Here is a 21817-nt window from a genome sequence, read left to right as displayed (position 1 = left end):
TTTTTTAACCATTTAATTTCATATGTTGAGCATTTTCTGACATTCTGAGCTGCTCATAATTTACAGGATTATATGCGCATGCACTTACAATCAAAGTAGAAGTAACTACTGCGATAAAAGTTTTCATCTCACATTTGCTCTTTAATCTAGATGTGAATAATTTAAAGCATGGCTAAAAACAAATAAAACCGATTAAAATTATAAAAACCATCTATTTTATAGATTATTAGTTACTCATCTTGAAGCGCACACTCATAATTCTTAGGATCATCACTACATCGTATCTTTTTAAGGATAGACATCATTTCAGGATGATAATGCCCTTCTTTTGTCATCTGAATTCTAGCTTCGCGCATAATTTTCAAATATCCAGGTTTCTCAGCATCTCTTATATTCATCCAAAATTTAGGATCAATTTTAGATTCAGTTTGATCAATAAATTTATAAGCTGGTGTTAATTGCTTGGAAATAATCTCCCTTGCTATGGGCCCCATTCCAGCAGGAAATTTATTTCGATGCATAATCAATGTACCCGTCACTTGAACCAGTGGAAAACGAATAATTGCGCCTCGTACCTCGCCCTTGTTTGTCATTCCACGATAGAGTTCCAAAGGTTCAAATAAGAGTGCAGGTGCTGCGATAATATCAACTTCCTTATTGTTGAATTTTCCGCCTACAGAAGTTAAATCCACTGAAACTGGTTGAGCACCAACATTTTGGACTAATTTTTTTTGGGTTGCGTCAAAACTCATTACAGCAACTTTTTTCCCAGCTGCTTTAGATAAAGTATCAATTTTACGATCATTTACCATAATATAAGCAGCACCTAAAGGCACAATACCGACAACCTCATAATCCTTATTGACCATTTTCGAGTCAAATTCAGGTCTTGCTAACAGCTGAATCACTTTAGTCAGTTGTTTATAGTTTTGAACTGCACCTATTGCATCAATACTTCCAACAAAAGAGTTGAATTGCTTAGCACGTAAATTACTTATTCCAGCACCATCACAACGTTTACTTCTAAAGTCTTCAGTTAAAACCCGTTCATCTGTATAGACTTTTAAATTAACTTCAGTGGATGTTTTTTGCTTTAATTTTGGATAATTCAAATCTATCTGCATTTGTAGCTTAGCCGTACGATTGACAGTCATTTGCACGCCGAAATCTTGAGCAACTTTAGAAATTCGTGGTAATTCACTCATATAGCTCGTCGCCTGCTCAAATGCTTCACCATGAGCACCGCTCGGTGAATACACACATAAGGTGACTTGTTTCGGAATCTGTTGCCAAACTTTTGGATCATTCAGTAGTTTTTTTATTTTATTCACAGAATGGCTGGACAGTGATAAATCCAACTTAGAGCTAGTTTGAGCATTTACATGATTTGTGATTAGACCAGAAAGACTAATTACTGTCGTGAGCATAACCATACGATAAGCATGCTTGCTCTTTTTAAATAGAATACCGTATTTTTTATTTTTCATTATCGTTCCCTTTTCTATTCTTTATAATCAGAGCTTCATTGATCTGATAGAGTTCAGCTTATCGGCTTCAATTAAAAATTAAATTGACCCCAATCTTTTATTTGTTACACCTAGAGTAAATGAAAAATATACTATCGAAAATATTCAAATCAGGTTGATTAAACCTGAGTAAAAATCGATAAACTACTTACCCTTACACATGCACTTAGATTGGTACAGTTTGAAATGCAGTTGCAGACACAACTTTTAAGAAAAAATCTACGTTCTCGTAGAAGACAACTCTCAATTTTTACGCAACGACGTTCTGCTTTTCAGATTTTGTCAAAAATCCAATCTCACTCTAAATTTAAATCTGCACAAAAAATTGGGATTTATTTAGATGCATTCGGTGAAGTTCAAACACATATCCTAATCATGCATTGCTTTTCAAAGCATAAAGTCGTCTATCTCCCAAAAGTCTCCAGACTTGATTCAACTTTAAAATGGGTTCCAATTTCAAAGCATCAATATCTAAATAAACGTTTTACTAAACATAAATTAGGCATGTATGAGCCTATGCATAGATTGGGGAAAAATGTAAAACAAATTGATTTACTGTTGATGCCCCTAGTAGCCTGTGATTATCATGGAACACGTATGGGTATGGGAGGTGGCTTTTATGATAGAACTTTAAAGCATGCGAGCAATCAACCCTATCGCATCGGTTTAGCGCATGACTTTCAATTAATCTTAGATCCTTTAAAGCGCCAACCTTGGGATCAGCCATTAGATGAGTTAATCACCCCTAGAAAACGATTAAAATTCAAACGAAGAATATTAATTCACCCTAAATCCAACTGAATTTATCAAGATTAGTAGAAATAAATCGAATTTTATCGATTTTCACCCTTGTATTTTTTAAATTACACATCACTATAAAAATATGGCAACACCGTTGTCACTCATTAGGAGTGCTCATGACTGATATTATTATGAATGAAGAAAACTTAGAACTTCAGACCCCTAGCGTGTTACCGCTATTAGCTTTGCGTGATGTTGTGGTTTATCCACACATGCAAATTGCGCTTTTTGTCGGCCGTGAAAAATCGATTAAAGCAGTTGATGTAGCTCGTAACAGTGACAATTTAGTTTTTGTAGTAGCTCAACAAGATTCTCTTACAGAAGAAATTGATCACGACAATTTATATCAATACGGTACTGTCGCGAAGATTGTGCAAGTCGTAAATCATGAGAACGATGAAAACTGCATTAAGGTTTTAATCGAGGGTATTTATCGCTCTAAATTGATTAATATTTACGATCAAAACGATTATTTAGAAGCTGAGCACAGCCTTAGCCCAATGACGATCCGTATGGAATCGGCAACTCAACAAACTCGCCTCGAAGAATTACGTGGTCTTTTCAGCCAATACGCTGAAGCAAAACTACGTAATGCGCGTGAGTTAATTAATGCTGCAAATAAAATCGATGATTTATTGCAACTCATGTTCTTCGTCGCAACACGCGTGCCGTTAAATATCGAAGTGAAACAAAAATTCCTCGAACACGATGAATTTGAAGCTCATTTACAAGAGTTAATGACTTATTTGCTTCAACAGTCTGAAGAACAACAGATTGAGCAAAATTTACATGACAATGTAAAACGTCAAATGGAAAAGAATCAGCGCGAATATTTTCTAAATGAAAAAATGAAAGTTATTCAGCGTGAACTTTCTGACATGAATGGCGGTGCTGAAGATGATATCGCAGAGATTGAAAAACGTTTAGCTGAAGCTGATCTTCCTGAGCATGTTCGTAAAAAAGCAGAAGGTGAATTCCGTAAGCTCAAAGCAATGCAGCCTGCATCGAGTGAAGCAGCCGTAGTTCGTAATTACATCGAAACTATTTTAGATACACCATGGAATAAGGCGAGCAAAGTAAGTATCAATCTTGCTAAAGCTCAAGATATTCTTGATGCTGATCATTATGGTTTGGATGAAGTTAAAGAACGTATCGTTGAATATCTTGCTGTTCAGTCACGTGTAAAAAAACTACGTGGACCAGTATTGTGTCTCGTAGGTCCTCCTGGTGTAGGTAAAACCTCATTAGGTGAGTCTGTAGCTAAAGCAACAGGTCGCGAATTCGTTCGAATGGCACTTGGTGGTGTTCGTGATGAGGCTGAGATTCGTGGACATCGCAGAACTTATATTGGTGCGATGCCAGGTAAGATTGTGCAATCACTTTCTAAAGTCGGTGTAAAAAACCCTTTATTCCTACTCGATGAAATTGACAAAATGGCTCAAGATCATCGTGGTGATCCTGCATCTGCCTTGTTAGAAGTGCTTGATCCTTCACAGAATCACAAATTCAACGATCACTATCTCGATCTTGATCTTGATTTATCTGAAGTCATGTTTATTTGTACTGCAAACAGTATGAATATACCTGAAGCTTTGTTAGATCGTATGGAGGTCATTCGCCTTCCTGGTTATACAGAGGAAGAGAAAATCAATATTGCTGAGCGTTACTTAGTACCTAAAGCAATCAAGAATAATGGCTTACGTGCTAAGGAATTAAGTGTACACGAAGAAGCAATTCGAGATATCGTACAACGCTATACACGTGAAGCTGGTGTTCGAAGTTTAGAGCGTGAAGTCTCTAAAATTGCACGTAAAGTGGTTAAAGAAGCGGTTAGTAAAAAAGCGAAAAATCTTCAAATTGAAGTTAATTCGGCAAATCTACCTGACTACTTAGGGCCGCATAAATTCGATTTTGGTATGGCGGAAGAAGAAGCTCAAGTCGGTCGTGTTAATGGTCTAGCTTGGACTTCAGTTGGTGGTGAACTACTGACAATTGAAGTTGCAGCAATGAAAGGTAAAGGCAAATTTGTAACCACTGGTTCTTTAGGTGATGTTATGAAGGAGTCTATTACTGCAGCGATGACCGTAGTGCGTACACGAGCTGATGCTTTGGGTATCGATTCTACTCGCTTTGAAGAAACCGATATTCACGTGCACTTACCTGAAGGCGCTACGCCTAAAGATGGTCCTTCAGCTGGTCTTGCTTTGACGACAGCATTAGTTTCAGCGTTTACTGGCATTGCGATTCGACCTGATATTGCAATGACTGGTGAAACTAGCTTGAGTGGCCGTGCAATGCGTATTGGTGGTTTAAAGGAAAAATTACTGGCTGCACATCGTGGCGGTGTAAAAATGGTCTTTATTCCACATGAAAATGCACGTGATTTAGTCGAAATTCCTGATAATGTGAAAGAAGGTTTAGATATCAAAGTTGTAAAATCAATTGATGAAATTTTACCTCTAGCATTAACCTCTATGCCTAAACCATTAGTAAAAACACCCATTGTGAAAGCAGTTGACGAATCAAAATCTGCACGACACTAATCGGTCTTTTAACTGAAGAAAGAGAGCTTAGGCTCTCTTTTTTTATAAGATATCAATGGATGCAAATTTAACAACTCATTATGTTTTAACTTTTGATTTTATAAATTCATCACTTTGAAATGTATAATATCGTGAAACTTCTAGTGACACATTTTCATGAAAATTCGTATCTTGACCATTGGTCAAAAAATGCCAGCATGGGTTCTTACTGGTTTTGAAGATTATTTCAAAAGAATTCAACCTTTTGTACAAACTCAAATTGTTGAGCTTCCTATGGCGAAACGCGGAAAGAATGACTCTGAAGCTGATATTTTAAAATACCGTAATATCGAAGGCGATAGCATTTTAAATGCACTGAAAGGAAATGAACTTTTAATTGCACTTGAAGTGGGAGGAAAAGAGTTTAGTACAGAAAAATTAGCTGAAACCATGAAAGGTTGGATGCTTGAAGGGAATGATGTTGTGCTCGCGATTGGTGGACCTGATGGACATTCTGATGCAGTTCGTAAAGCTGCTGCTTGGCACTGGTCTTTATCTAAATTAACGCTACCCCACCCTATGGTTCGCATTCTGTTGATTGAACAACTGTACCGTGCCATGAGCATTAATCATAACCATCCGTACCATCGTGCTGGATAATCGTTCCGAATTTGCAACATGATGTTCAAATTTAAATGGTTACTCTGATTTCTAAAATTTGCGATGATCACCTCATACATCTAAGAATGGAACTACCCTCATGACTATTCAAACGCTACCTGGCTTATTCATCTCACATGGCTCTCCAATGCTGGCTTTGAATCCTGAACAGGTTGGTCCAGCTTTACATCGCTTGAGTCTCAATTTGCCCAAACCTAGAGCGATAATCGTCATGTCTGCGCATTGGGAAAGCAATGCACTCGAAGTAAGTACGGGGACTAGACCTGAAACATGGCACGATTTTCGAGGTTTCCCAGATGCACTCTATGAAATTCGCTATCCTGCCCCTGGTGCTCCAGATGTTGCTGAACAAGTTTTAAATTTATTCGCTGAGGCACAAATTACTGCACATGCCAATAGTACACGACCTCGTGATCATGGCGTATGGATGCCTTTATTACATATGTATCCAGAAGCTGATATCCCCGTAGTCGAAATCTCTTTACCCATGACGATGTCTGCTGAAGCGATATTTAAAATTGGTCAAGCTCTCGCTCCATTAAGAGATCAGCAAATATTATTAATTGGCTCGGGAAGCATTACCCATAATTTAAGAGAGCTTGCTTGGCATGGTGAAACGAGTGAAGTTCCAGAATGGGCATCAACTTTTAGAAACTACGTGGTGCAGCAGCTCACTCATTCGGATTATCCTGCTATTTTAGCGTGGGATACGATTCCTTATGTTCATCGTAACCACCCTACGATAGAACACTTTGCACCTTTATTTTTCTCTATGGGCACTGGTGATCGTTTTAGCATTGTACATAGTAGTTTTACCATGGGTGCTTTAGGGATGGATATTTATCGCTTTGATTGAGAGAAAATAAAATATCATTTTTTAAATGACCATCACGAAATAATCATCGATCAATGGATACATTTTGATACTGAAAAGTGCAAAATGTATCCATAATTTTTTAGATCTCCTGCGTTATCCTTCCTCGGATCAATACAATTTAGAAAGCTTGTTATGAAATTAAAATTAATTACCTTGGCTATTTTGCCTATCACACTTGCTGCGTGTCAGACTTCCGATCTACAAAAAGCTGGGGATTTAGCTGTGTCTGTGCTTCAACAACAAAATGCTGATCAAACTCTCGCTGCATACCAATGGCAAGCCAATCCACAAAATGCGCCTCAACCAATCACTTTAAACTTCACCGCTGATAAAAAACTTTCAATTCATACGAGCTGCAATACTTTATTTGGCGGGTTTGAGCTAAAAAACAATACTATCGTAGCTGCTCAACTTGCATCTACCATGAAGGGATGTAATGGTTTGGCTGCCGAACAAGAACGCTTTGCTGGAAATCTATTTTCCCAAGCTGCTGTTCCTTTCGTGCTTAATTTAAATGATCGTGATAATCCAATGTTGACTTTGGTACAGCCGAATGGTGAAAAGATTATCTTCACGGGTAAAATGACACCTGAAACCAAATACAAAACTCAAGGTGAAACCATATTTCTTGAAATTTCGCCAGAAACTAAACAATGTACTGGTGTAGCTCCCCAAACTTGTCTACAAGTCAGAGAAATAAAATACAACGATAGTGGTATTAAAACGCAAGTCGATAAAGACTGGACTTTATTCTACGATCAAATTGAAGGTTTTTCACATAGTCCGAATGAACGTCAAATCATTCGTGTAAAACGTTATGAAATTAAAAATCCTGCTGCAGATCAATCAAAGTATGCTTATATTTTTGATATGGCTGTAGAGCGTGAAGCTGTAAAAGGTTCTTTATAAAGAATAAAAAACCGAGGCTAAGCCTCGGTTTTTTTATTTTTGATTATATTCTTAGAATACACCCTGAGCTAACATCGCATCAGCAACTTTTACGAAACCAGCAATGTTCGCACCATCTACATAATTCACAGTACCATCTTCTTGAGTACCGAATTTTACGCAGTTACGGTGAATTTCTTTCATGATTGCATGTAAACGCTCATCTACTTCTTCGAAAGACCAACCTAAACGAAGCGCATTTTGAGACATTTCAAGACCAGAAGTTGCAACACCACCTGCATTAGATGCCTTACCTGGAGCATATAGAATTTTTGCATCAACGAATTTTTCAACTGCAGCAAGTGTAGAAGGCATATTTGCGCCTTCAGCTACGCAGATCACACCATTTGCAAGCAATTTATCCGCATCATCAGCATCTAATTCATTTTGTGTTGCACATGGAAGTGCGATATCACACTTAATACCCCAAGGACGTTGCCCTTCAAGATATTCAAAACCATGCTTCGCTGCAAACTCAGAGATACGACCACGTTGAACGTTTTTAAGCTCCATTACTTCAGCTAAAAGCTCTGGAGTTAAACCGTCTTTAATGTATACAGTACCAGCTGAATCTGAAAGTGAAACAACTTTTGCGCCCAAATACATTGCTTTGTCAGCAGCAAACTGTGCAACGTTACCCGAACCAGAGATTGTAACTACCTTGTCTTTGAAACTGTCGTTACGAGTCTTAAGCATTTCCTCAGCGAAATACACTGTACCGTAACCAGTTGCTTCAGGGCGCGCTAGTGAACCACCAAAAGTTAAACCCTTACCTGTAAATACGCATGAAGTGTCATTGCTGAGCTTCTTCATCATACCCGCCATGTAACCAACTTCGCGGCCACCAACACCAATATCACCCGCAGGAATATCTGTGTCAGATCCTAAGTGACGGTATAACTCGATCATGAGTGCTTGGCAGAAACGCATGATTTCGCCTTCTGATTTACCTTTAGGGTCAAAATCAGAACCACCTTTACCACCACCCATTGGTAGTGTAGTTAACGCATTTTTGAAAGTCTGTTCAAAACCTAAGAATTTTAGGATTGAAAGGTTCACTGAAGGGTGGAAACGCATACCACCTTTGAATGGACCAATTGCTGAGTTGTACTGAACACGGAACGCACGGTTAACGTGTGTTTGACCTTGATCATCAACCCAAGAAACGCGGAATTGAATCGCACGTTCAGGTTCAACTAAACGTTCTAATAAACCATGAGCTGCATACTTAGGGTTCTTTTCAATAAAAGGCCATAAGCTTGTCATCACCTCTTCAACAGCTTGAAGAAATTCTGGTTGATGTGCATCACGTGTTTTAACGTAGTCTAGGAAGTCGTTAAGGCTGTTGTATTTCAACGCTTAATCCTCAGCAGAAAATGGATCAAAATTGGTCAAAATTTCAATATATTGATAAGTTTTGGCGCAAAGTATTAAATATCTTTTACAGGCACTGTACAATAGTTTTCATAATTTTTTTTAATATTTTTTTAATTTCAATTACTTAATTATAGTATTTAATAATTTTAAATTATCAAATTCATTACTTTTAATTATGAATTAATGCTTATTCGGCGCTTTTATTGCGCGATAAATGACCCATAACAGCGCACCCCAAACTAACACTAATCATGTTAAAATCATTCATATTTCGCACCTATGATCTCCTTTTCGCTTGATTAAGTTTTAACGTACATGCACGCACAAATCTCATTGATACAACAAGTTGATGCTTTCCTACCTCAAACCCAATGTGGTCTATGTGGCCACCGTGATGGTTGTTTACCTTATGCTAAAGCTATTGTAGAAGGAGAAGACGCGAATAAATGTGTCCCTGGCGGTCAACCTGTTGCTGACGCAATTGCTCACTTACTGAATCGCCCTAAGCTTAAAGCTGAAGAAAGCGTTTGGCCAATTCAATCTGATGGTCGCCCACAGCGTATGAAAGCGATCATACGTGAAGACGAGTGTATTGGTTGCACTAAATGCATCAGTGCTTGCCCTGTAGATGCCATCATTGGATCAGGAAAGTTAATGCATACTGTGTTAACTGATCTTTGTACTGGATGCGAATTATGTATACCACCTTGTCCAGTTGACTGTATCGATCTTGTTGAAGATTTACAGCCCATACCAAATGAGCAAGCCCGCATCCTAGAACAAAATGATCTTAGAAATCGTTATTATGCTCATATTCAACGTGAGGAAAATCGCAGTCTTCATCGCAAAGGTCCTGTCGTTAAAGCTGAAATTGATACTGCGCTTTTTGCTCAATTTTCAAAACAATTACAATCAGTACCTACTATTCAAACGATAAAAAAAACAGCGCTTCATAAGACATTAGATGCAAAATCTACAATCGAACTTGCCAAATTACGTACACAAATTAAAAAGCTTGAAAAACAACTTGCTGTACGTGAGAGTGTCGATAAGCAAGAGCAACTCAATACTTTATATGAAAAACTCAATTCAATTGAGGGTGTTTAAATGAACGTTAAAACACCTAAAACTGTAAAAAACATGACAAAAAACCAAATTCAAATTTTTTTTGAAAGATTAAGAGCTCAACGCCCAAACCCTAAAACAGAGCTGAATTATTCTTCACCCTTTGAGTTGTTAGTTGCTGTGACCTTATCAGCACAAGCCACTGATGTAAGCGTAAATAAGGCCACAGATAAGCTTTTCCCTGTAGCAAACACACCTGAAGCAATCTATGGCTTAGGTGTAGAAGGATTAAAATCTTATATTAAAACAATAGGTCTCTATAACTCTAAAGCTGAAAATGTCATCAAAGCTTGTGAAATATTGATTAAACAACACAACAGTACTGTTCCTAACAACCGTGCTGATTTAGAAGCACTTCCGGGCGTAGGTCGAAAAACTGCAAATGTGGTATTAAATACCGCTTTTGGTCAACCAACCATGGCCGTTGATACCCACATCTTTCGATTAGGTAATCGTACTGGACTTGCGGTAGGAAAAAATGTACTCGAAGTTGAACACCGTCTAGTTAAAGTGATTCCAAAAGAGTTTATTGTAGACGCTCATCATTGGTTAATTTTACATGGACGTTATTGCTGTATTGCGCGGAAGCCAAAGTGCAATGAATGTGTTGTGAGTGATGTGTGCAACTGGCCTGAACGTTTCGAATATGGAGCGACAAGACAGATCGATTTAAAACAGGTTTAACGATCAAGAGATTTTTTTTGATCTTTTTTCTCTTTATCTAATTTCATCTGTTTTTGACTATCGCGAAGTAATTTAAAACTTATAAATACCAAAAAAGACAATACTGCCAAGCATGCAAGCATCAATAAAATAATGGCAATATTTTGCACTTGTTTACCTTAACATTATAAAAAAGAAGCCCTAATATGACTTAGGGCTTCTTTTTTGTCAAAGCTGAATAATGGTTATTTAGTTTGATCTAAAATTGCAAAAAGTTCTTTTTGAACTTCTTCAATAGGACGAAGTCCATTCAACTTATCATACGTTGGCGCATTTTCACCTGAAGCTGCACGCCCTTGGTAAAAGCCAACCAACTGTTCAGTTTCAGTATGATACGAACCTAAGCGCTTACGAATTGTTTCTTCTTGGTCATCTGGACGCTGAACTAAATCTTCACCAGTTTCATCATCTTTGCCTTCCACTTTTGGTGGGTTGTAGACGATATGATAAACACGACCTGATGCTGGATGTTGGCGACGACCCGATAAGCGTTTAACGATTTCTTCATCAGGCACATCAATTTCGATCACGTGATCAATATCAATGCCTTCTTTTTCCAAAGCTTCAGCTTGAGGAATCGTACGAGGGAAACCATCAAAGATACAACCATTTGCACAATCTGGTTGTGCAATACGCTCTTTAACCAGACCAATAATCAGTTCGTCAGAAACTAGACCACCATTGTCCATTACAGATTTTGCCTGTAGACCGAGTTCAGTTCCTTCACGAATTGCAGCACGGAGCATATCACCGGTTGAAATTTGTGGGACATTGTAGCGCTTGCAGATCAACTGAGCTTGAGTACCTTTACCTGCTCCAGGTGGTCCGAGTAATATAATGCGCATAAATAAACATCCTCATTTTAACTATATCGACGATACTTGGTTAATGTCTTTGGTAGGCACCAATCCAGCATCTATTTATAAGAAAGCCACAAATAAATGAATCAGACCCGCGAAGAAACCTGTTACCCCACCTAGCACAATTAAGATCCATTCGTCTTCCTGGAATGCAGGACGTAATAGATTTTGAAACTCGCGCGGCGTTAATTCACGGATACGTTCTTTAAACATTTGATAGATTTTCTGTGCGCGGCTCGCATTAAAAGCTGGGTCGCATACAGGCACCATCGTAATTTCAATTGAGCGATCGATCAAGTCTGTCTTGAGTTTTGCATACTCTTTTGGACCTAAAGATAGCTGTAATGATGTACGAACCAATGGTGTTTCCATGATTTCATTGATATGACGTTTAACAATACGGCGTGTTTTGTCTTTTTTTCCACCATACATCATTTCCATCATAATAGATTTCAATGTAATCAAATCTTCAGTCACTACACGTGCAAATACATCAGATACTTCTTCTTGGCGCTTCATAAACGCACCTTGAATATTATAAGAACCAATGCGTGGAATGACAGGTTTTATCCAAGGGAATTTACGATCTTTCGTTAATTCAAAGAATTGTGGATAACGTATATAGTGTGGTTCAACTGGATTAAATACCATCCAAATTGCAATCCAATTTGTTAAAAAGCCCCAAATTGCTGCCCAGAATGGTACAGTCCAATGCCAAGGCACCACAAACCAAACGATCATTTGGAAGATACCGAAGAACATACCGATTAATGCACTGATATGCCAAATGAAGTTAATTTCTTTTTGACCCACTTTTAGGAACATATTGACCATCAATTGACGGTCGCCTTCCATTTGACTCACTACCATCGCACGCATATCCACGAGCGACTCAACATTTAAAGTTAATTCGGTTACGAGCTCTTTCAAAACATTTGGAAGTTGCTTATGTGCTTGCGCATAAATACGTCTCTTGATTGAGTAAGGTAAGTTTTCCCATAGAACCGCATTGCGATCCATCATCACTTCATCAATTAAGTGCTCTAACTCAAAGCCAACCTGTTCACCAATGATACGAGCAGTATCCTCGGGATCCATCGCATCTAAGAACTCTCGTAAGGAGCCAAGTTTTGATAGTGTATTGTCGGTAATAATACCCGATATACGTCCTGCCTTACGTGGAACAATTCCTTGCCATCCCACCGGAAGCGGACCTAAGTGAAAACCCCAAAACTTAATTGGATAAAACACCATCTTGAGTGCCATCCAGACGTGAGCCCAAGTCACAAATGCGGTTACTGGGATAATACTCAGTACTGCATAAAAATCAGGTCGATTGACGAAGGCTTGCCACAAATCACTCACATATCCAAACATTCATGACTCTCATATTCATATATCTAATTGCAGTCGAACTTGAGGTATAAAACCATAAAGCTTTCTAAAATCCTACACTTAAGGTGTAAGCAAACTGTAGTTCTGGTTTAGTTTCAAAAATCACTTGGTTTCCTTGCGTGATTTCCTCTCCTGCTTTTATCCCTACACTAAATGTACTAATTCTTTCTTTATTCAGCATGACATAAGATAAATCTATACCACCACCGAGTTGAGATTCCTTTTCACCATTGACTGTTTTTGATTTTAGATGACCAGCAAATGCACCTAAATAAAATCCATTTAAGTCCTTAGTTCCGAGAATTATTGGGTAACGAAAACCGACTTGAGCACCCACATCGTGGTCGTCATTTAAGAAAGCGCCAAGCTTTCCGTATCCAATACCGTATGGAGTGACGTATTCTAAATTCCCATGCGCTAACCGTTGTGTAACACCAGCACCCACATTTATTTTAGAAAATTGTTCTGGTTTCAATTTTGCTTCAGGATAAAACGATGAAAAATCTGCGTATGCTAAATTCCCTACCCACATCATGACAGCAAAGGAAACGATTTTTCTCATTATTTTCTCCATTTTCTCAAACTGAGAACAATATTATTATTCATCCATAGTGATTCGACTTTAACAGAATAATTTTCGTTCTTATATACAACAAGCTTTAAAATTAGTGTCTATTTGGTCAAATTTTAATTTTTATAACATACGAACTATTTATTAATTTTACAAATTTTATAGTCAATCTGAGTTAAAATACTTTGATATAAAGTCAGCTTTTACCCGCAAAAAAGTAAAGATCTATGAAGCAGCAGTTCCCACTGAAGAATGTACAACAAGAAAAGCGAATTTTTCGTAGTCGAGTGGTGTTTGCTATTTGCGTGGTAATCTTTTTTTTACTTGTTCTATTGTCTCGATATGCTTATTTGCAAATTGTGCATTACGACCAGTTTAAAGATGCATCGGACAAAAACCGAATTCGTTTACAACCGATTTCCCCTGCCCGCGGTTATATTTTTGATCGTAACGGCATTCTACTGGCTGACAATTATCCAGTTTTTACGGCTACATTAAGTAAAGCGGATGTGCCTGATATTGAAGACACGGTAGAACGCCTTAGAAAGATTATTGACTTGAGCGAAGAAGACATTGAACGCTTCATGAGTCGTGTAAAAACCGCAAAAAAGACTGAACGTGTAACGCTTAAACTAAACTTAACTGAAACAGATATCGCTAAATTTAGCGAAGTAAAGTTTAAATTTCCTGGTGTTTCCATTGAAACCCAAATGACGCGTTATTACCCACATGGTGAATTATTTGCCCATGTTATTGGGTATGTCGGTCGTATTAATGATAAAGAACTTAAAAGCATTGATAAAGATGCTTACGCAGGCACCAACCTGATCGGTAAAATTGGCGTAGAAAAATTTTACGAAGACCTGTTGCATGGTTCACCTGGCTTTGAATCTATTGAGACAGATGCATTTGGTAATGTCTTACGGAAGTTAGGGCGTAAAGATTCTGTACGCGGTAATGACCTCTATTTATCACTTGATTATGGTCTCCAAACAGTAGCTGCTGAGCAACTTGCGGGGCGTCGTGGTGCAATTGTTGCAATGGATCCACGTACAGGTGAAATTTTGGCACTCGTTTCGAGTCCGAGTTTCAACCCCAATTTATTCGTGACTGGTATCAGTCATACAGACTATAGTGCACTGCGTGACAATTTAGATCAGCCGTTGTATAACCGCGCAGTTCAAGGGACCTATCCACCAGGTTCTACCATTAAGCCTATGGCTGCATTAGGGGGTATTCACTACGGTATTGTCGATTGGTCAACTGCTATTTCAGATCCAGGTTATTTCCACTTACCAGGAGACTCTCACAAATTCCGCGACTGGAAAAAAACGGGGCATGGTGTAGTCAATATGCATAAATCCATTGTTGTCTCTTGTGATACTTACTATTACGTTCTTTCTTACCAGATGGGGATTGATCGTATGAACACATGGATGCGTCAGTTTGGATTTGGTGAGAAAACGGGTGTAGACCTTCCTAGCGAAAGCACAGGCTTGTATCCTTCGCCAGAATGGAAAATGCGTACTCGCAATTCTAAATGGCTCAAAGGTGAAACAATCTCAGTCAGTATTGGGCAAGGTGCATTCACTTCTACCCCTTTACAACTAGCGATGGCAACTGCAATTACCGCAAATCATGGCGCCCATGTTACACCGCATGTATTGCGTGAAACCAAAGGAACAAAGCAATTCAAAGTCCACAATGCACCAGATTATAAAATTGCCTTCAATGGTACTGATGAAGATTGGATTAAGATGCGTGATGCCATGGTGGATGTGATCCAATCTGGAACAGGTAAAGGGATTCGTGGTGGACTGCAATATCAAATTGCGGGTAAAACAGGTACCGCTCAGGTCAAGAGTATTGCGCAAGGTAAAAAGTATAACGAAGCTTTATTAACTGAACGTCAACTCGATCACGGCTTATTTGTAGGCTTCGCCCCTGCCGACAACCCAGAAATAGCGATTGCAGTGATATGGGAAAATGGTCGTGGAGGTTCAGGAGCAACCGCGCTCGCACGTCCTGTATTAGATTATTGGTTACTCCATCGTGATCGTAAGCCAATAAAGCCGATGAATCATGTTGTCAGCGGCGGCTTAATGACAGCAGGCATTAAGCCTGGTGAATTACCTAGCGGATCTACTAATTTGTCAGCCGATCCAAATGCACTTCCTCGTGAACTCCAAACATCACGTAACAGCAACAGTGCAACGAATGCAACGAATGCAACGAATGCAACGAATGCAACGAATGCAACGAATGCAACGAATGCAACGAATGCAACAAATGCAACAAATGCAAACACTGACACTCAACGTAACACGAGTCAATAAATGAAAAATCAACTCCGCATCATTGGTGGTGAATGGAAACGCCGTGTATTACCTTTTGCCACTATTGAGGGTTTAAGACCAACACCAGATCGTGTACGCGAAACTTTATTTAATTGGTTAATGTGGGATATTCAACAAGCGCAGGTGCTAGATGTTTGCGCTGGATCTGGTGCATTAGGTTTTGAAGCGCTATCTCGAGGGGCAGCTCATGTCACGATGATCGAACCTAATTTAGAGCAAAATAAATTTTTAAAATCAAACTTAGCGCTTTTAAATGTGAATAATGCAAAACTGATTCAAAGCACTGCCCAAATCGCGCTAAAACAACTCTCAAACAATCAATTCGATGTAGTTTTTTTAGATCCTCCCTATAGTTTAAATCTTTGGGAGGAGTTGGCTTCATTGATTGACCCAAAACTCAAAGCAGATGCATTTATTTATGTCGAAGCCGATCAACCATTGTCATCACTTAATCTACCTTCTTCATGGCACCTCATAAAAGAAACCAAAGCTGGAACAGTTAAATCAGGCCTTTATCGAAAAATAGATTAGACATTTAAAATGTCTGATTCCAAAAAATCCGAATCAATCTGCCTCGATCGTAGGGAAACGAGGATAAAAACTCGTACCCTATCGTTTGATTCTGTTTCAGCAAATACTCAACACCATATCCAAACGTAATGCTTAATTGTTCCAGATTTGATAAGTCAAAATGACCTGTATCAAGTTTATTCTTCAATTCATTCCGATCAAAAGCCGTGAAATTAAAAAATTGAATACGTTCGGATTGAAAAATTGAATGCGTCAATACATCAAATCTCGAATATTCTTTCTCATTTAATTCTGCAATCTTGGTCTGTTCACTATTTAAATCTTCCATGGCAGGCTCATAGTGAAGTTCTTGCTGAGCTTCAAAAAAATTAAAAATGAGATTTTGATCATTCGTATTTTCATCATGATCCAAGGAATTCGCGTGAACAGCAGAAATTGAAAAAAACATCAAAGCTTGTAAATAAAGTTTTAAATTTTGAATCATATTAATTTTACGTTTCTATATCTTATTATTATGCATGAAAAAAAGCCTCCACTCAGGAGGCTTTTTTACTTAAAGCATTAAGCTAGACCTTTTTCTTTAAGTACTTCTAGCATCGTTGAACCAAGTTCAGCTGGGCTACGTGTATATGCCATTCCAGCACGTTCAAACGCAGCGAATTTTTCTTCTGCCGTGCCTTTACCACCTGAAATAATAGCACCAGCATGACCCATTCGCTTACCTTTCGGTGCAGTCACACCAGCAATATAACCAACAACAGGTTTGGTCACATTTGATTGGATATATTCTGCCGCTTCTTCTTCAGCTGTACCACCAATCTCACCAATCATAATAATTGCATCTGTGTCTGGATCATCTTGGAACAGTTTCAAAGCATCAATCTGATTCATACCAGGGATTGGATCTCCACCAATACCAATACACGTTGATTGACCTAATCCTAACTTCGTAGTTTGTGCAACAGCTTCATAGGTCAACGTACCAGAACGCGAAATAATACCGATTCGTCCTGGCTGATGAATATGTCCTGGCATAATACCAATCTTACATTCACCCGGCGTGATAACACCTGGACAGTTTGGACCCACTAAGCGAGTGCCATTTCCATTGGTTTCTAGATAGCGTTTCGCTTTCAGCATATCAATGGTTGGTACACCTTCAGTGATAACAACAATCAGTCCAACGCCAGAGTCAACTGCTTCAACGATAGAATCCAATACAAATGGTGCAGGAACGTAAATGACCGATGCATCAGCACCAGTCTCTTTCACTGCATCTTTCATTGTATTGAATACAGGTAGATTTAAATGAGTTTGACCGCCTTTACCTGGAGTCACACCACCCACAACCTTAGTACCATAAGCCAAAGCTTGTTCTGAGTGGAATGTACCATTTTTACCCGTAAAGCCCTGTACCAATACTTTAGTGTCTTTATTAATTAATACGCTCATGATTGATACTCCTTATGCTTTTACTGCAGCAACAATTTTTTCTGCGGCATCAGATAAGCCGTTTGCAGAAATTAGTTTAAGACCAGATTCATCAAGTAATTTTGCACCTAGTTCTGCATTATTCCCTTCTAAGCGAACAACAACAGGCACTGTTACATTTACTTCTTGAACCGCTGCAATAATTGCTTCAGCAATCATGTCACAACGCACAATACCACCGAAGATATTGATCAGCACACCTTTTACTGACTGATCCACTAAAATGATCTTGAATGCTTCAATTACACGCTCTTTGGTTGCGCCACCACCTACATCCAAGAAGTTTGCTGGTTGACCACCATAGAGTTTAATGATGTCCATGGTTGCCATTGCAAGACCTGCTCCATTCACCATACAACCAATATTACCTTCTAAAGCAACATAGTTAAGGTCAAACTCAGATGCCTTGAGCTCACGCTCATTTTCTTGCGATTTATCTCTTAAAGCAGAAACTTCTGGCAAACGATATAAAGCATTCGAATCAATACCGACCTTGGCATCAACACACAAAATTTCACCATTTTCACGGACTGACAATGGATTAATTTCAAACAATGCGAAATCATTTTCTACGAACGCTTGATAAGCTGCAGACATAATTTTAACAAATTGATTAATCTGTTTATCTTTCAGCTCTAAAGCAAAAGCGACTTCACGAGCTTGGAAAGGAAGTAAGCCAACCAATGGATCTACTTCAACTTTAATAATTTTTTCTGGAGTTTCTTCAGCGACTTTTTCAATTTCGACACCACCTTCAGTAGAAGCCATGAAAGTAATACGACGTGATGAACGATCAACAACTGCGCCTAAATACAATTCACGCTCAACTGGATAGACATCTTCTGCAACGAGTACACTGTTAACTGGTTGCCCATTTGCATCCGTTTGATATGTAACTAAACGAGTACCAATAATTTGCGAAGCATATTCTTTTGCTTCATCAGCTGACTTAACGACTTTAACGCCGCCAGCTTTTCCACGCCCACCGGCATGTACTTGTGCTTTCATAACAGCGAATTTGCCGCCTAGCTGTTCAAATGCTTTTACTGCTTCCTCTGCATTTGTAGCGATGATGCCTTCCTGAACTGGCATACCATATTTTTTTAACAGCGATTTCGCCTGATACTCGTGTAAATTCATTGTTTTACCTTTTACTACTTTTCACTTTTTATGACACACCAATATTTAAACTTCCTTCGCAATAAATATTGGCATTTATTAAATTTAGTATTCTAGTTTTAGATGATTATTCAAACAAAAACAACCACCAAATGCAAAAAGAGCGGCCTCAGCCGCTCTTTTTTGTGTTATTTACGTTTACGCTGAATCGCGTGAATCGCTCGCCCATCTACTGCTAGCGCAGCTTCATGAACTACTTCAGAGAATGTTGGGTGACCAAATGTCATTAATTGAAGATCTTCAACGCTTGATACAAATTCAAGTGCGATCATGCCTTGGTGAACGATATCAGACGCAGCAGGTCCAATCACGTGCATACCAAGCAAACGATCCGTTTTAGCGTCAGCAACAAATTTTACGAAACCAGCATTTTCTCCAGCTGCCATCGCACGACCATTCGCTGCGAAACCAAATTGACCTGTTTTAACTTCGTGACCTTTTTCTTTCGCTTGTTCTTCTGTTAAGCCAACCCACGCCGCTTCAGGGTGTGTATAAATCACAGAAATAATCGTATCATAGTTCACTTGAGCTGCGTGACCATGAATACGTTCAACAGCCATTACGCCTTCTTCCATTGCTTTATGTGCAAGCATTGGACCACGTACTAAGTCACCAATTGCATATACACCTTCAACAGAAGTTGCACACCAATCATTTACTTCAACCAAACCACGTTCAGTAAGTTTAATGCCAGAATCTTCTGCTAATAAACCTTCTGCATACGCTTTACGACCCACGCAAACGATCAATTTGTCGAAAGTCTGAGTTTTGTCTTCGCCACCTTGAGTGTACTTAACTGTCACTTCACGACCATTGATTTCTGTACCAGCTACTTTTGCGCCAACACGAATATCAAGACCTTGCTTAGTTAATACTTTTTGGTAATCTTTTGCCAAAGCTTTATCAGCCATTGGTAAAAATGCATCCATTGCTTCAAAAACAACAACTTCTGCACCCAAACGACGCCATACTGATCCAAGTTCAAGACCAATTACACCTGCACCAATTACACCTAAACGCTTAGGTACTTCTTGGAATTCAAGCGCGCCAGTAGAATCAACGATAAGATCTTGATCTACAGGAGCAACAGGAATATTTACAGGAACAGAACCAGAGGCAAGAATGACATATTTAGGTTCTAAAATTTGAGTTTCACCTTCATGTGGAACAAACTCAACTTTTTTACCAGCTAATAATTTACCTGTACCCTGCAACCATTCAATGCCGTTACCTTTCAACAGGCCATCAATACCCATTGTAAGTTGGTTAACGATTTTATCTTTACGAGCAAGTAATTTTTGAAGATCGAATTTCACTTCGCCCGTTGTAATACCATGATCATCTAAATGATGAACAGTATCTTCATAACGATGTGAAGAATCTAAAAGTGCTTTAGATGGGATGCAACCCACGTTCAAGCAAGTACCACCTAAAGATGGTTTTCCTTTATGAATACGCTTTTCAATACACGCAACTTTGAAACCCAGTTGTGCTGCACGAATAGCAGCTTCATAACCACCTGGACCACCGCCGATTACTACTAAATCAAATTGTTGAGACATTCTTCTCTCCAAAAATGGGCCTAGAGGATCGCTCTAAGCCCATGGATTTATTCTTTAGAATTAAAGATCAAGGATAAGTTTAGCTGGTTCTTCTAACAATTCTTTGATTGTTACAAGGAAACCTACTGCTTCTTTACCATCAATTAAACGGTGGTCATAAGAAAGCGCTAAATACATCATTGGTAAGATTTCAACTTGACCATTTACCGCCATTGGACGCTCTTGGATTTTATGCATACCCAAAATTGCAGTTTGTGGCGTATTTAAAATTGGTGTTGAAAGCAATGAACCGAAAGTACCACCATTAGTGATCGTGAATGTACCACCTGTCATATCTTCAATGCCGAGCTTACCATCACGTGCTTTGAATGCGTAATCACGAATACCATTTTCTACTTCAGCATAGTTCATGCGATCAGTATCACGTAATACTGGAACTACTAAACCACGGTCAGAAGATACCGCTACACCGATGTCATAGTAACCGTGATAAACGATATCATCACCATCAATTGAAGCATTTACAGCTGGGTAGCGTTTAAGTGCTTCAGTTGCAGCTTTAACAAAGAATGACATAAAGCCTAAACGAGCACCATGACGCTTTTCAAAAGCATCTTTGTACTGAGCGCGCATGTCCATGATTGGCTTCATGTTGACTTCGTTGAACGTCGTTAACATTGCTGTTTCTTGCGTTGCAGCAAGTAAACGCTCAGCCACACGCTTACGAAGACGTGTCATAGGAACACGTTTTTCAATACGCTCACCTACAGCTACGCTTAATGGTGCAGCAGCAGGAGCAGCAGGTTTAGATTGGTGATTCGCCACATCTTCTTTAGTGATACGGCCACCACGACCTGTACCTGAAACTTCTGATGCATTGATACCAGTTTCAGTTAATGCCTTACGAACAGCTGGAGCTTGGTCTTGAACAGGAGCTTGAGCACGTTCAACAACCGGAGCAGCACCCGCTTCTGTAGCAGCCGCAGCTTGTTCAACTTTCTCTTCAGATTGAACAGCTTGAGTTTGAGAAGCACCAGAAACAGCACCTGCTTCAAATGTAGCAATTACTTCATCAGAAAGAACTGTGTCGCCTTCACCTTTAATGATATTTGCAATCGTACCATCTGCAGGAGCAACAACTTCAAGTACAACTTTATCCGTTTCGATATCACAGATCACTTCATCACGTGATACCGCTTCACCTGGTTGTTTGTGCCAAGTTGCAATTGTTCCGTCTGCAACTGACTCTGGGAATACCGGTGCTTTAATTTCGGTTGCCATTCTTAAGATT

General features: G+C 39.0%; 21 protein-coding genes. 9 read left to right on the top strand and 12 right to left on the bottom strand.

Annotation, left to right across the window (positions count from 1 at the left end):
• Positions 1-4 precede the first annotated feature (4 nt).
• Positions 5-127, bottom strand: a complete 123-nt coding sequence (locus AC1M9L_RS07795) for a hypothetical protein (protein ID WP_481591803.1) — start codon at positions 125-127, stop codon at positions 5-7.
• Between the two features lie 103 nt (positions 128-230).
• A complete protein-coding gene (locus tag AC1M9L_RS07790; protein WP_481591802.1) occupies positions 231-1487 on the bottom strand; it encodes a putative solute-binding protein in 1257 nt (418 codons plus the stop codon).
• A 225-nt stretch (positions 1488-1712) separates the two neighbouring features.
• On the opposite strand from AC1M9L_RS07790, the gene AC1M9L_RS07785 reads away from it, so the two are divergent.
• From AC1M9L_RS07785 to AC1M9L_RS07765, 5 genes are all read left to right on the top strand, one after another.
• Entirely contained in the window at positions 1713-2327 is a 615-nt protein-coding gene (locus AC1M9L_RS07785; RefSeq protein ID WP_481591801.1) for a 5-formyltetrahydrofolate cyclo-ligase, read from the top strand.
• 116 nt (positions 2328-2443) lie between these two features.
• Positions 2444-4870 (top strand): endopeptidase La, encoded by a 2427-nt coding sequence (lon, locus tag AC1M9L_RS07780; RefSeq protein WP_481591800.1) that lies wholly within the window; start codon positions 2444-2446, stop codon positions 4868-4870.
• Positions 4871-5026: 156 nt separating this feature from the next.
• Entirely contained in the window at positions 5027-5509 is a 483-nt protein-coding gene (gene rlmH / locus AC1M9L_RS07775) for a 23S rRNA (pseudouridine(1915)-N(3))-methyltransferase RlmH (RefSeq protein ID WP_035268469.1), read from the top strand.
• A gap of 100 nt (positions 5510-5609) precedes the next feature.
• Complete coding sequence (locus AC1M9L_RS07770) at positions 5610-6386, top strand: DODA-type extradiol aromatic ring-opening family dioxygenase (RefSeq protein ID WP_481591799.1); 777 nt, start codon at positions 5610-5612, stop codon at positions 6384-6386.
• Positions 6387-6539: 153 nt separating this feature from the next.
• On the top strand, positions 6540-7316 hold the full coding sequence (locus AC1M9L_RS07765) for a DUF4377 domain-containing protein (RefSeq protein ID WP_481591798.1): 777 nt from the start codon (positions 6540-6542) through the stop codon (positions 7314-7316).
• Positions 7317-7367: 51 nt separating this feature from the next.
• Here AC1M9L_RS07765 and gdhA read toward each other — a convergent pair whose 3' ends face one another.
• Positions 7368-8711, bottom strand: a complete 1344-nt coding sequence (gdhA, locus tag AC1M9L_RS07760) for an NADP-specific glutamate dehydrogenase (protein WP_035268479.1) — start codon at positions 8709-8711, stop codon at positions 7368-7370.
• 336 nt (positions 8712-9047) lie between these two features.
• Here gdhA and AC1M9L_RS07755 point away from each other — a divergent pair, with 336 nt between their 5' ends.
• Both AC1M9L_RS07755 and nth read left to right on the top strand, forming a co-directional pair.
• The gene (locus AC1M9L_RS07755; protein WP_180027938.1) at positions 9048-9839 is read left to right on the top strand and encodes an RnfABCDGE type electron transport complex subunit B; all 792 of its coding nucleotides are present in this window, start codon (positions 9048-9050) and stop codon (positions 9837-9839) included.
• Entirely contained in the window at positions 9840-10541 is a 702-nt protein-coding gene (gene nth / locus AC1M9L_RS07750) for an endonuclease III (protein ID WP_481591797.1), read from the top strand.
• Here nth and AC1M9L_RS07745 read toward each other — a convergent pair.
• The 4 genes from AC1M9L_RS07745 to AC1M9L_RS07730 all read right to left on the bottom strand — a co-directional run bounded on the left by AC1M9L_RS07745 (position 10538) and on the right by AC1M9L_RS07730 (position 13397).
• Positions 10538-10690 (bottom strand): hypothetical protein, encoded by a 153-nt coding sequence (locus AC1M9L_RS07745; RefSeq protein WP_171076785.1) that lies wholly within the window; start codon positions 10688-10690, stop codon positions 10538-10540. The genes nth and AC1M9L_RS07745 overlap by 4 nt on opposite strands.
• A gap of 75 nt (positions 10691-10765) precedes the next feature.
• Entirely contained in the window at positions 10766-11425 is a 660-nt protein-coding gene (gene adk / locus AC1M9L_RS07740) for an adenylate kinase (protein WP_035268488.1), read from the bottom strand.
• Between the two features lie 75 nt (positions 11426-11500).
• On the bottom strand, positions 11501-12817 hold the full coding sequence (locus tag AC1M9L_RS07735; RefSeq protein WP_035268489.1) for a DUF445 domain-containing protein: 1317 nt from the start codon (positions 12815-12817) through the stop codon (positions 11501-11503).
• A gap of 64 nt (positions 12818-12881) precedes the next feature.
• Positions 12882-13397, bottom strand: coding sequence for a hypothetical protein (locus tag AC1M9L_RS07730; protein ID WP_035268492.1), 516 nt, complete (start codon positions 13395-13397; stop codon positions 12882-12884).
• Positions 13398-13633: 236 nt separating this feature from the next.
• On the opposite strand from AC1M9L_RS07730, the gene mrdA reads away from it, so the two are divergent.
• Together mrdA and rsmD are read left to right on the top strand one after the other, a co-directional pair.
• Positions 13634-15742 carry a penicillin-binding protein 2 gene (mrdA, locus tag AC1M9L_RS07725; protein ID WP_481591796.1) on the top strand — a complete coding sequence of 703 codons (2109 nt, stop codon included), beginning with the start codon at positions 13634-13636 and terminating at the stop codon, positions 15740-15742.
• Positions 15743-16294, top strand: a complete 552-nt coding sequence (gene rsmD, locus AC1M9L_RS07720; RefSeq protein WP_035268497.1) for a 16S rRNA (guanine(966)-N(2))-methyltransferase RsmD — start codon at positions 15743-15745, stop codon at positions 16292-16294.
• A gap of 4 nt (positions 16295-16298) precedes the next feature.
• Here the strand turns inward: rsmD and AC1M9L_RS07715 are convergent, their stop codons facing one another.
• The 5 genes from AC1M9L_RS07715 to odhB form a co-directional block, all read right to left on the bottom strand.
• The gene (locus AC1M9L_RS07715) at positions 16299-16778 is read right to left on the bottom strand and encodes a hypothetical protein (RefSeq protein WP_481591795.1); all 480 of its coding nucleotides are present in this window, start codon (positions 16776-16778) and stop codon (positions 16299-16301) included.
• A 77-nt stretch (positions 16779-16855) separates the two neighbouring features.
• Complete coding sequence (sucD, locus tag AC1M9L_RS07710; RefSeq protein ID WP_035268498.1) at positions 16856-17746, bottom strand: succinate--CoA ligase subunit alpha; 891 nt, start codon at positions 17744-17746, stop codon at positions 16856-16858.
• A 12-nt stretch (positions 17747-17758) separates the two neighbouring features.
• On the bottom strand, positions 17759-18925 hold the full coding sequence (gene sucC, locus AC1M9L_RS07705; protein ID WP_481591794.1) for an ADP-forming succinate--CoA ligase subunit beta: 1167 nt from the start codon (positions 18923-18925) through the stop codon (positions 17759-17761).
• Positions 18926-19092: 167 nt separating this feature from the next.
• Entirely contained in the window at positions 19093-20526 is a 1434-nt protein-coding gene (gene lpdA / locus AC1M9L_RS07700) for a dihydrolipoyl dehydrogenase (protein ID WP_035268502.1), read from the bottom strand.
• Positions 20527-20586: 60 nt separating this feature from the next.
• Positions 20587-21807, bottom strand: a complete 1221-nt coding sequence (gene odhB / locus AC1M9L_RS07695; protein ID WP_035268505.1) for a 2-oxoglutarate dehydrogenase complex dihydrolipoyllysine-residue succinyltransferase — start codon at positions 21805-21807, stop codon at positions 20587-20589.
• Positions 21808-21817 lie beyond the last annotated feature (10 nt).

It is taken from the genome of Acinetobacter sp. ANC_7511, assembly GCF_056779975.1.
Note: the sequence above shows the minus strand (reverse complement) of the source record. Positions and strands in the feature narration are given on the sequence as shown.

Bases quoted from the DNA above. Each gene is read 5' to 3' on its own strand.
- AC1M9L_RS07795 (WP_481591803.1), bottom strand. From the start codon at position 127: ATGAAAACTTTTATCGCAGTAGTTACTTCTACTTTGATTGTAAGTGCA.
- AC1M9L_RS07790 (WP_481591802.1), bottom strand. From the start codon at position 1,487: ATGAAAAATAAAAAATACGGTATTCTATTTAAAAAGAGCAAGCATGCT.
- AC1M9L_RS07785 (WP_481591801.1), top strand. From the start codon at position 1,713: ATGCAGTTGCAGACACAACTTTTAAGAAAAAATCTACGTTCTCGTAGA.
- lon (WP_481591800.1), top strand. From the start codon at position 2,444: ATGACTGATATTATTATGAATGAAGAAAACTTAGAACTTCAGACCCCT.
- rlmH (WP_035268469.1), top strand. From the start codon at position 5,027: ATGAAAATTCGTATCTTGACCATTGGTCAAAAAATGCCAGCATGGGTT.
- AC1M9L_RS07770 (WP_481591799.1), top strand. From the start codon at position 5,610: ATGACTATTCAAACGCTACCTGGCTTATTCATCTCACATGGCTCTCCA.
- AC1M9L_RS07765 (WP_481591798.1), top strand. From the start codon at position 6,540: ATGAAATTAAAATTAATTACCTTGGCTATTTTGCCTATCACACTTGCT.
- AC1M9L_RS07755 (WP_180027938.1), top strand. From the start codon at position 9,048: ATGCACGCACAAATCTCATTGATACAACAAGTTGATGCTTTCCTACCT.
- nth (WP_481591797.1), top strand. From the start codon at position 9,840: ATGAACGTTAAAACACCTAAAACTGTAAAAAACATGACAAAAAACCAA.
- adk (WP_035268488.1), bottom strand. From the start codon at position 11,425: ATGCGCATTATATTACTCGGACCACCTGGAGCAGGTAAAGGTACTCAA.
- AC1M9L_RS07735 (WP_035268489.1), bottom strand. From the start codon at position 12,817: ATGTTTGGATATGTGAGTGATTTGTGGCAAGCCTTCGTCAATCGACCT.
- AC1M9L_RS07730 (WP_035268492.1), bottom strand. From the start codon at position 13,397: ATGAGAAAAATCGTTTCCTTTGCTGTCATGATGTGGGTAGGGAATTTA.
- mrdA (WP_481591796.1), top strand. From the start codon at position 13,634: ATGAAGCAGCAGTTCCCACTGAAGAATGTACAACAAGAAAAGCGAATT.
- rsmD (WP_035268497.1), top strand. From the start codon at position 15,743: ATGAAAAATCAACTCCGCATCATTGGTGGTGAATGGAAACGCCGTGTA.
- AC1M9L_RS07715 (WP_481591795.1), bottom strand. From the start codon at position 16,778: ATGATTCAAAATTTAAAACTTTATTTACAAGCTTTGATGTTTTTTTCA.
- sucD (WP_035268498.1), bottom strand. From the start codon at position 17,746: ATGAGCGTATTAATTAATAAAGACACTAAAGTATTGGTACAGGGCTTT.
- sucC (WP_481591794.1), bottom strand. From the start codon at position 18,925: ATGAATTTACACGAGTATCAGGCGAAATCGCTGTTAAAAAAATATGGT.
- lpdA (WP_035268502.1), bottom strand. From the start codon at position 20,526: ATGTCTCAACAATTTGATTTAGTAGTAATCGGCGGTGGTCCAGGTGGT.
- odhB (WP_035268505.1), bottom strand. From the start codon at position 21,807: ATGGCAACCGAAATTAAAGCACCGGTATTCCCAGAGTCAGTTGCAGAC.